Raw genomic sequence first — 270 nt, 5'->3', positions numbered from 1 at the left:
GGCACGCCGGCCATCGGGATCGGCGCGCCGCCGGAGCTGCCGCGCTGGGTCAGGGTGATGTCGAGCAGCCGCGCCGCCTTGCGCGCATCGTCGTAGAACAGCTCGTAGAAGTCGCCCATGCGGAAGAACAGCAGCAGGTCGGGATGGTCGACCTTGGCCGCGAAGTACTGCTTCATCAGGGGGGTGTGTTCTTGGGCTTTGTCCGACTTCATGGAACCTGCTGCAGGGGAACGGCGGCGGCATGCCGAGCGCAACAGTGTAGTGGATGCC

At 65.9% G+C, this 270-nt stretch carries 1 protein-coding gene; it reads right to left on the bottom strand.

What is annotated here, in order from left to right:
- Positions 1-212 (bottom strand): hypothetical protein (locus tag SB822_RS57445; RefSeq protein WP_410859155.1); only part of this gene is annotated, 212 nt, incomplete at its 3' end.
- Positions 213-270: the final 58 nt, after the last annotated feature.

The sequence above is a fragment of the Paraburkholderia sp. SIMBA_054 genome, assembly GCF_046534875.1.
In the GTDB taxonomy this organism is placed as follows: Bacteria; Pseudomonadota; Gammaproteobacteria; order Burkholderiales; family Burkholderiaceae; genus Paraburkholderia; species Paraburkholderia hospita.
Note: the sequence above shows the minus strand (reverse complement) of the source record. Positions and strands in the feature narration are given on the sequence as shown.